This is a genomic window from Allostella sp. (genome assembly GCF_041913585.1).
In the GTDB taxonomy this organism is placed as follows: Bacteria; Pseudomonadota; Alphaproteobacteria; order ATCC43930; family Allostellaceae; genus Allostella.
The window spans coordinates 1-7,953 of the sequence record NZ_JAYSFE010000167.1; the positions used below are offsets into that span (position 1 = coordinate 1).

Genomic DNA, 7,953 nt, shown 5'->3' on the forward strand with positions numbered 1-7,953 from the left:
CCGGCCTGTCACGCCGGAGGTCGCGGGTTCGAGCCCCGTCACTCCCGCCACCGCCCCGAAAGGGCGGTGGCCGCCATCCGCTGCCGCCGCTCGGCGGAATCCCCAGACGGCCGCCTCGGCGGCCTTTTTCATGGACCGGGCGGTTGAGCCAGCAGACCCCATCCGATGCCCCGACGGGTCGACACCGCAGCGCAGCGATCGCGTTGCGATCGAACACTTTGCTGGTGCAGCAAATGAGACTATGGTCCTGCGCGCCGGGGCGGGGCGCCTGGGTCACGAAGCGTTCCCCCCGCGACCAAACCACCTGTTCGACCGGCTAGGGACATGCAGGGCATGCTCCGAGAATACCTGCCTATTCTGCTGTTCATCGGGGTGGCGTTCGCCATCGCGATCGTCATGGTGGCGGCCTCCTACATCGCCGGCCGCCAGCGTCCGGACTCGGAGAAGGTCTCGGCCTACGAATGCGGCTTCGAGCCGTTCGGGGACGCCCGCGGCCGCTTCGACGTGCGCTTCTACCTGGTCGCCATCCTGTTCATCATCTTCGATCTCGAGGTCGCGTTCCTGTTCCCCTGGGCGGTCGCCCTCGGCGACATCGGGCTGTTCGGCTTCTGGTCGATGATCGTGTTCCTCGGCGTGCTCACGGTCGGCTTCGTCTACGAGTGGAAGAAGGGGGCGCTGGAATGGGATTGACGGGCACTGCCGGTGCCGCGATCGGCCCCGGCGCGACGCAGGACGCGGTGCTCCGCCGCGTCACGTCCGAAATCGAGGAAAAGGGCTTCGTCGTCGCCCAGCTCGACAAGGTCCTGAACTGGGCCCGCACCGGCTCGATGTGGCCGATGACCTTCGGCCTGGCCTGCTGCGCCGTCGAGATGATGCACACGGCCGCGGCCCGCTACGACCTCGACCGGTTCGGCATCTTCTTCCGCCCGAGCCCGCGCCAGTCCGACGTCATGATCGTCGCCGGCACGCTGACCAACAAGATGGCGCCGGCCCTGCGCAAGGTCTACGACCAGATGTCGGAGCCGCGCTGGGTGATCTCGATGGGATCCTGCGCCAACGGCGGCGGCTACTACCACTATTCCTATTCCGTGGTCCGCGGCTGCGACCGGATCGTTCCGGTCGACGTCTATGTTCCGGGCTGCCCGCCGACGGCGGAGGCGCTGCTCTACGGCATCCTGCAGCTCCAGAAGAAGATCAAGCGCACCAGCAATTTCGCGCGGTAGAAGGCGAGCCGGCGATGAACCCCGTCCTGGCCGAACTCGGCTCCCATGTCGAGGCGGCACTTCCCGACCACGTCACCCGCGTCGAGCATGTGCTCGACGAACTGGTGCTCCATGTCGCGGCGGCCTCGGTGCCGCGCGTCCTCACCTTCCTGCGTGACGACGCGCAGTGCCTCTTCAAGTGTCTCGTCGATGTCTGCGGCGTCGACCATCCGGAGCGGCCGCAGCGCTTCGACGTCGTCTACAACCTGCTCAGCCTCGACCACAACCTGCGCGTCCGGGTGAAGACGACGACCGACGAGGCGACGCCGGTGCCGTCCGCGGTCGGCATCTTCAGCGCTGCCGGCTGGTGGGAACGCGAGGCCTGGGACCTCTACGGCATCTTCTTCTCCGACCACCCCGACCTGCGCCGCATCCTCACCGACTACGGCTTCGAGGGGCATCCGCTGCGCAAGGACTTCCCGCTGACGGGCTATGTCGAGGTGCGCTACGACGACGAGCAGAAGCGGGTCGTCTACGAGCCGGTGAAGCTGGTCCAGGAGTTCCGGAGCTTCGACTTCGAGAGCCCCTGGGAGCGCATGACGCCGGAACTGCCCGGCGACGAGAAGGCGACGCGGGACGCCCATCCGGACCGCCCCGTCGGGAGTGCCTAGATGGCCGACGTCGAGCTCAAGTCCTTCGCGATGAACTTCGGGCCGCAGCATCCTGCGGCCCACGGGGTGCTGCGCCTCGTCCTCGAGATGGACGGCGAAGTGGTAGAGCGGGCCGATCCGCACATCGGCCTGCTGCACCGCGGCACCGAGAAGCTGATCGAGTACAAGACCTACCTGCAGGCGGTGCCGTATTTCGACCGGCTCGACTACGTCGCGCCGATGTCGCAGGAGCACGCCTACGCACTGGCGGTCGAGAAGCTGCTCGGCATCCAGGCGCCGCCGCGGGCCCAGTACATCCGGGTCCTCTACGCCGAGATCAGCCGGATCCTGAACCATCTCCTCAACGTCACCTCGATGGCGCTCGACGTCGGCGCGCTCACGCCGTTCCTCTGGGGCTTCGAGGAGCGCGAGATGATGATGGAGTTCTACGAGCGGGTGTGCGGGGCGCGGCTGCACGCCGCCTATTTCCGCCCCGGCGGCGTCGCGATCGACATGCCGGCGGGTCTGGCCGAGGACATCCACGCCTATTGCGACCGGATCTCGAAGGTCATCGACGACCTCGACGGCCTCCTGACCGAGAACCGCATCTTCAAGCAGCGGACGGTCGACATCGGCGTCGTGACCGGGGCCCAGGCCTGCGACTGGGGCTTCTCCGGCCCGATGCTGCGCGGCTCGGGCTTCGCCTGGGACCTGCGCAAGGCGCAGCCCTACGACGCCTATGCCGACATGGATTTCGACATCCCGGTCGGCCGCCACGGCGACTGCTACGACCGCTATCTCGTGCGCATCGAGGAGATGCGCCAGAGCGTTCGCATCATGCGCCAGGCGATCGAGAAGATGCCGTCGGGCCCCGTCAAGGTGGACGACCGCAAGATCGCCCCGCCGCCGCGCTCGCAGATGAAGCGCTCGATGGAGGCGCTCATCCACCACTTCAAGCTCTATACCGAGGGCTACCACGTCCCGGCCGGCGAGACCTACACGGCGGTCGAGGCGCCCAAGGGCGAGTTCGGGGTCTATCTCGTCGCCGACGGCAGCAACAAGCCCTACCGCTGCAAGATCCGGGCGCCGGGCTTCGCCTTCCTCCAGGCCCTCGACTTCATGTCGCGTGGCCACATGCTGGCCGACGTCGTATCGATCATCGGCTCCATGGACATCGTCTTCGGTGAGATCGATCGATGAGCGCCGACACCGACCAGCCCGCGACCTTCGCCTTCACGCCGGAATATGCGGCGCAGGCGGACCAGATCATTGCCCGCTATCCCGAGGGCCGGCAGCAGAGCGCCGTCCTGCCGCTGCTCGACCTGGCGCAGCGGCAGCATGGCTGGCTGCCGCGCGCGGCGATGGACCACGTCGCCGCCAGGCTGCAGATGGCGCCGATCCGCGTCTACGAGGTCGCCACCTTCTACACGATGTTCAACCTCAAGCCGGTCGGCCGGTACTTCCTGCAGGCCTGCACGACGACGCCGTGCTGGTTGCGCGGCTCGGATGCCGTGGTCGCGGCCTGCCACAAGGTGCTCGGCATCGGCGTCGGCGAATCGACGCCGGACGGGCTCTTCTCGCTGGTCGAGGTCGAGTGCCTGGGGGCGTGCGTCAATGCGCCGATCCTCCAGGTCAACGACGATTTCTACGAGGATCTCGACGGCCCGGCGACCGAGCGGCTGCTCGAATCGCTGCGCCGGGGCGAGGTCCCGCCGATGGGGTCGGTGACCGGCCGGCAGGCCTCGGCGCCGGCGGGCGGGCCGACCACCCTCGACGGCCTGTCCTTCGACGCGGTTCCCGCCGCCGGCAAGGGAAGCGAATGATGCTCGACGACAAGGACCGCATCTTCACGAACCTCTATGGCGTGCACGACTGGCGCCTCGCGGCAGCGCGCCGCCGCGGCGACTGGGACGGCACGCGTGAACTGATCCTGAAGGGCCGCGACTGGATCATCGGCGAAATGAAGGCGTCGGGCCTGCGCGGCCGCGGCGGCGCCGGTTTCCCGACCGGCCTGAAGTGGTCCTTCATGCCGAAATCCTCGCCCGACGGACGGCCCAGCTATCTCGTCGTCAATGCCGACGAGAGCGAGCCCGGCACCTGCAAGGATCGCGACATCCTGCGCCACGACCCGCAGAAGCTGATCGAGGGCTGCCTGCTGGCGGGCGTCGGGATGGGGGCGTCGGCCGGATACATCTATGTCCGCGGCGAGTTCTACAACGAGGCGATGCGCCTCCAGGCGGCGATCGACGAGGCCTATGCCGCCGGCCTCGTCGGCAAGAACGCCTGCGGCTCGGGCTACGACTTCGAGCTCTACGTCCATCGCGGCGCCGGCGCCTACATCTGCGGCGAGGAGACGGCGCTGCTGGAGAGTCTCGAGGGCAACAAGGGCCAGCCGCGCCTCAAGCCGCCATTCCCGGCGGCCTGCGGGCTCTACGGCTGCCCGACGACGGTCAACAACGTCGAGACGATCGCGGTCGCGCCGACGATCCTGCGCCGCGGCGGCGCCTGGTTCGCCGGGCTCGGCCGGCCGAACAACACCGGCACCAAGGTCTTCTGCATCTCCGGGCACGTCGAGCGGCCGTGCAACGTCGAAGAGGTGATGGGCATCCCGCTGCGCGAACTGATCGAGAAGCATTGCGGCGGCGTGCGCGGCGGCTGGGACAACCTCTTGGCCGTCATTCCCGGCGGCTCGTCGGTGCCGGTCCTGCCGAAGTCGATCTGCGACGAGGTGCTCATGGACTTCGATTCGCTGCGCGAGGTCCGTTCCGGCCTCGGCACCGCGGCGGTCATCGTCATGGACAAGTCGACCGACATCATCAAGGCGATCGCCCGCCTGTCGCGCTTCTACAAGCACGAGAGCTGCGGCCAGTGCACCCCGTGCCGGGAGGGCACCGGCTGGATGTGGCGGGTGATGGAGCGGATGGTGAAGGGGCAGGCCGAGATCGAGGAGATCGACATGCTCCTCGACGTCTCGACCGAGATCGAGGGCCACACGATCTGCGCGCTCGGCGACGCCGCGGCGTGGCCGGTGCAGGGCCTGATCCGGCATTTCCGGCCGGTGATGGAACAGCGGATCCTGGCCTACAAGGCGTCGCGTCAGGCCCAGGCGCCGGCGCGGGCGGCCTGAGGCGGGCAGGGGCGTAGGACATGCCGAAACTGAAGATCGACGGCATCGAGGTCGAGGTCCCGCCCGGGACGACCGTGCTGCAGGCCTGCGAGATGCTGGGCATCGAGGTGCCCCGCTTCTGCTTCCACGAGCGGCTGGAGATCGCCGGCAACTGCCGGATGTGCCTGGTCGAGCAGGAGAAGGCGCCGAAGCCGATCGCGTCCTGCGCGATGCCGGCCGCCGACAACATGGTGATCCACACCAACTCGCCGCGGGCCCGCAAGGCCCGGCAGGGGGTGATGGAGTTCCTGCTCATCAACCATCCGCTCGACTGCCCGATCTGCGACCAGGGCGGCGAGTGCGACCTGCAGGACCAGGCCATGGCCTACGGCTTCGACCGCGGCCGGTTCCGCGAGAACAAGCGCGCGGTCAAGGACAAGGAACTGGGCCCGCTGGTCAAGACGACCATGACCCGCTGCATCCACTGCACCCGCTGCATCCGCTTCGCGACCGAGATCGCCGGCGTCGAGGAGCTGGGGGCGACGGGCCGCGGCGAGAACATGGAAGTCGGCACCTACGTCGAGAAGGCCCTGACCTCGGAGCTGTCGGGCAACATCATCGACCTCTGCCCGGTCGGCGCGCTGACCTCCAAGCCCTACGCCTTCACCGCCCGCTCCTGGGAGCTGCGCAAGACCGAGTCGGTCGACGTGCTCGACGCCGTCGGCTCGAACATCCGGGTCGACACGCGCGGACCGCAGGTCATGCGCATCCTGCCGCGGCTCAACGAGGCGGTGAACGAGGAGTGGATCTCCGACAAGACCCGCTTCGCCTATGACGGGCTGCTGCGCCAGCGCCTCGACCGCCCCTACGTGCGGCGGGACGGCAAGCTCGTGCCCGCCACCTGGGACGAGGCGTTCCGGGCGATCGTCGCGGGGATGCAGGGCCTGCATGGCGACCGCATGGCGGCGATCGCCGGCAACCTCGCCTGCGTCGAGTCGATGTTCGCCCTGCGGATGCTGATGGACGGACTGGGGTCGCCGCACCGGGACTGCCGCCAGGACGGCGCCGCCATCGATCCGTCGGCCCGCGCCGGCTACCTCTTCAACACCACCATCGCCGGCATCGAGGACGCCGACTTCTGTCTCCTCGTCGGCACCGACCCGCGCTGGGAGGCGCCGCTCGTCAACGCCCGCCTGCGCAAGCGCTGGCGTCGCGGCGGGTTCCAGGTGGCGCGGATCGGCGCCGTCACCGACACGACCTACGCGGTCGAGGAACTGGGCAACGATCCGGCCCTCCTGGCCGCCGTCGCCGACGGCAGCCACCCGCTGGCAGAGCGGCTGAAGGCCGCCAGGGCGCCGATGCTGATTCTCGGCATGGGCGCGATCAGCCGCGCCGACGGGGCGGCGGTGCTGGCCGCGGCGCGCAGGGTCGCCGACACCTGCGGGCTCGTGCGCGACGGCTGGAACGGCTTCAACCTCCTCCACACGGCCGCGGCGCGGGTCGGCGGCCTCGACGTCGGCTTCGTGCCGGCGTCGGGCGGACACGGCATGGGCGGCATCCTCGGCGCGGCGACGACCGGCGAGATCGGCTTCGTCTGGCTGCTCGGCGCCGACGAGTTCGACATGGCCCGCCTCGGCCGCGCCTTCGTGGTCTACCAGGGTCATCACGGCGATGCCGGCGCCCACCGCGCCGACGTCGTGCTGCCCGGGGCGGCCTACACCGAGAAGGACGGCCTCTACGTCAACATGGAGGGCCGGGTGCAGGAAGGGCGGCGTGCCGTCTTCCCGCCGGGCGAGGCCCGCGAGGACTGGAAGATCCTGCGCGCCTTCTCGGCCGCGCTCGGCCGCCCGCTGCCGTTCGACACGCTGGAAGCCCTGCGCGGCCGGATCGCCGCCGCGCATCCGGCATTGGCGCAGCGCGAGGTGGTGACGGCCGCGCCCTGGGCGCTCTTCGGCGTCGCCGGACAGATCCAGCCGCGACCCTTCGCGCTGCCGATCGCCGACTTCTACATGACCGATCCGATCTGCCGCGCCTCGACGACGATGGCGGAGTGCAGCGACCTCTATGTCCGGGGCGGCGACGCCCGCACCGGCACGCACGGGTGAGCCGCCGATGACCGAAGGCTTCTGGCAGGGCTACGCCTGGCCCACCATCGTCATCCTGGCCCAGATCGTGGCCGTGGTCGTCGTCGTCCTGGTGGCGGTCGCCTACCTCACCTTCGCCGAGCGCAAGGTCCTGGCGATGGCGCAGCTTCGCAAGGGACCGAACGTGGTCGGCCCCTTCGGCCTGCTGCAGCCCTTCGCCGACGGGCTCAAGCTGCTGACCAAGGAGACGATCATCCCGGCCGGCGCCAACCCGGTCGTGTTCCTGGCGGCGCCGATCCTGACCTTCGCGCTCGCCCTCATGGCCTGGGCGGTGATCCCGTTCGGCGAGGGCGCGGTCATCTCGGACATCAATGTCGGGGTGCTCTACCTCTTCGCCATCTCCTCGCTCGGCGTCTATGGCGTCATCATGGCGGGCTGGGCCAGCAATTCCCGGTACGCCTTCCTGGGCGCGCTCCGCTCGGCCGCGCAGATGGTGTCCTACGAGGTCTCGATCGGCTTCGTCATCATCACGGTGCTGCTCTGCGTCGGCTCGCTGAACCTGACCGACATCGTCATGGCGCAGAAGACGATCTGGTTCGCGGTGCCGCTGTTCCCGATGTTCGTGGTCTTCTTCATCTCGGCGCTGGCGGAGACGAACCGGTCGCCCTTCGACCTGCCGGAAGGCGAGTCGGAACTGGTCGCGGGCTACTTCGTCGAATACTCCTCGATGTCCTTCGCGCTCTTCTATCTCGGCGAATACGCCCAGATGATCCTGATGAGCGCGATGACCTCGATCCTGTTCCTCGGCGGCTGGCTGCCGCCCGCCGACATCGCGCCCTTCAACTGGATCCCGGGCCCGATCTGGTTCGCGGCCAAGATCGCGCTCTGCCTGTTCGTCTTCCTCTGGGTGC

8 protein-coding genes are annotated in these 7,953 nt (G+C 68.9%); all 8 read left to right on the forward strand.

Annotated elements, in window-relative coordinates; genetic code table 11:
• The first annotated feature begins 324 nt into the window (after positions 1 to 324).
• The gene (locus ACE3Q3_RS21565) at positions 325 to 690 is read left to right on the forward strand and encodes an NADH-quinone oxidoreductase subunit A (RefSeq protein ID WP_374449443.1); all 366 of its coding nucleotides are present in this window, start codon (positions 325 to 327) and stop codon (positions 688 to 690) included.
• Positions 681 to 1,223, forward strand: a complete 543-nt coding sequence (locus ACE3Q3_RS21570) for an NADH-quinone oxidoreductase subunit B family protein (protein WP_374449445.1) — start codon at positions 681 to 683, stop codon at positions 1,221 to 1,223. The genes ACE3Q3_RS21565 and ACE3Q3_RS21570 overlap by 10 nt, the downstream gene beginning before the upstream one ends.
• A gap of 14 nt (positions 1,224 to 1,237) precedes the next feature.
• Complete coding sequence (locus ACE3Q3_RS21575) at positions 1,238 to 1,873, forward strand: NADH-quinone oxidoreductase subunit C (protein WP_374449448.1); 636 nt, start codon at positions 1,238 to 1,240, stop codon at positions 1,871 to 1,873.
• Positions 1,874 to 3,052: an NADH-quinone oxidoreductase subunit D gene (locus ACE3Q3_RS21580; RefSeq protein WP_374449450.1), complete on the forward strand. Its 1,179-nt coding sequence runs from the start codon at positions 1,874 to 1,876 to the stop codon at positions 3,050 to 3,052.
• Positions 3,049 to 3,675, forward strand: a complete 627-nt coding sequence (gene nuoE, locus ACE3Q3_RS21585; RefSeq protein ID WP_374449452.1) for an NADH-quinone oxidoreductase subunit NuoE — start codon at positions 3,049 to 3,051, stop codon at positions 3,673 to 3,675. Before ACE3Q3_RS21580 ends, nuoE begins: the two co-directional genes overlap by 4 nt.
• Positions 3,675 to 4,979, forward strand: coding sequence for an NADH-quinone oxidoreductase subunit NuoF (gene nuoF / locus ACE3Q3_RS21590; RefSeq protein WP_374449458.1), 1,305 nt, complete (start codon positions 3,675 to 3,677; stop codon positions 4,977 to 4,979). The genes nuoE and nuoF overlap by 1 nt, the downstream gene beginning before the upstream one ends.
• Positions 4,980 to 4,999: 20 nt before the next feature.
• Positions 5,000 to 7,063: an NADH-quinone oxidoreductase subunit NuoG gene (gene nuoG / locus ACE3Q3_RS21595; RefSeq protein WP_374449454.1), complete on the forward strand. Its 2,064-nt coding sequence runs from the start codon at positions 5,000 to 5,002 to the stop codon at positions 7,061 to 7,063.
• 7 nt (positions 7,064 to 7,070) lie between these two features.
• A partial coding sequence (gene nuoH / locus ACE3Q3_RS21600; RefSeq protein ID WP_374449456.1) for an NADH-quinone oxidoreductase subunit NuoH occupies positions 7,071 to 7,953 on the forward strand: 883 nt, incomplete at its 3' end.

Excerpts from the sequence above, each read along its gene's own strand:
- ACE3Q3_RS21565 (WP_374449443.1), top strand. The coding sequence starts at position 325 with ATGCAGGGCATGCTCCGAGAATACCTGCCTATTCTGCTGTTCATCGGG.
- ACE3Q3_RS21570 (WP_374449445.1), top strand. The coding sequence starts at position 681 with ATGGGATTGACGGGCACTGCCGGTGCCGCGATCGGCCCCGGCGCGACG.
- ACE3Q3_RS21575 (WP_374449448.1), top strand. The coding sequence starts at position 1,238 with ATGAACCCCGTCCTGGCCGAACTCGGCTCCCATGTCGAGGCGGCACTT.
- ACE3Q3_RS21580 (WP_374449450.1), top strand. The coding sequence starts at position 1,874 with ATGGCCGACGTCGAGCTCAAGTCCTTCGCGATGAACTTCGGGCCGCAG.
- nuoE (WP_374449452.1), top strand. The coding sequence starts at position 3,049 with ATGAGCGCCGACACCGACCAGCCCGCGACCTTCGCCTTCACGCCGGAA.
- nuoF (WP_374449458.1), top strand. The coding sequence starts at position 3,675 with ATGCTCGACGACAAGGACCGCATCTTCACGAACCTCTATGGCGTGCAC.
- nuoG (WP_374449454.1), top strand. The coding sequence starts at position 5,000 with ATGCCGAAACTGAAGATCGACGGCATCGAGGTCGAGGTCCCGCCCGGG.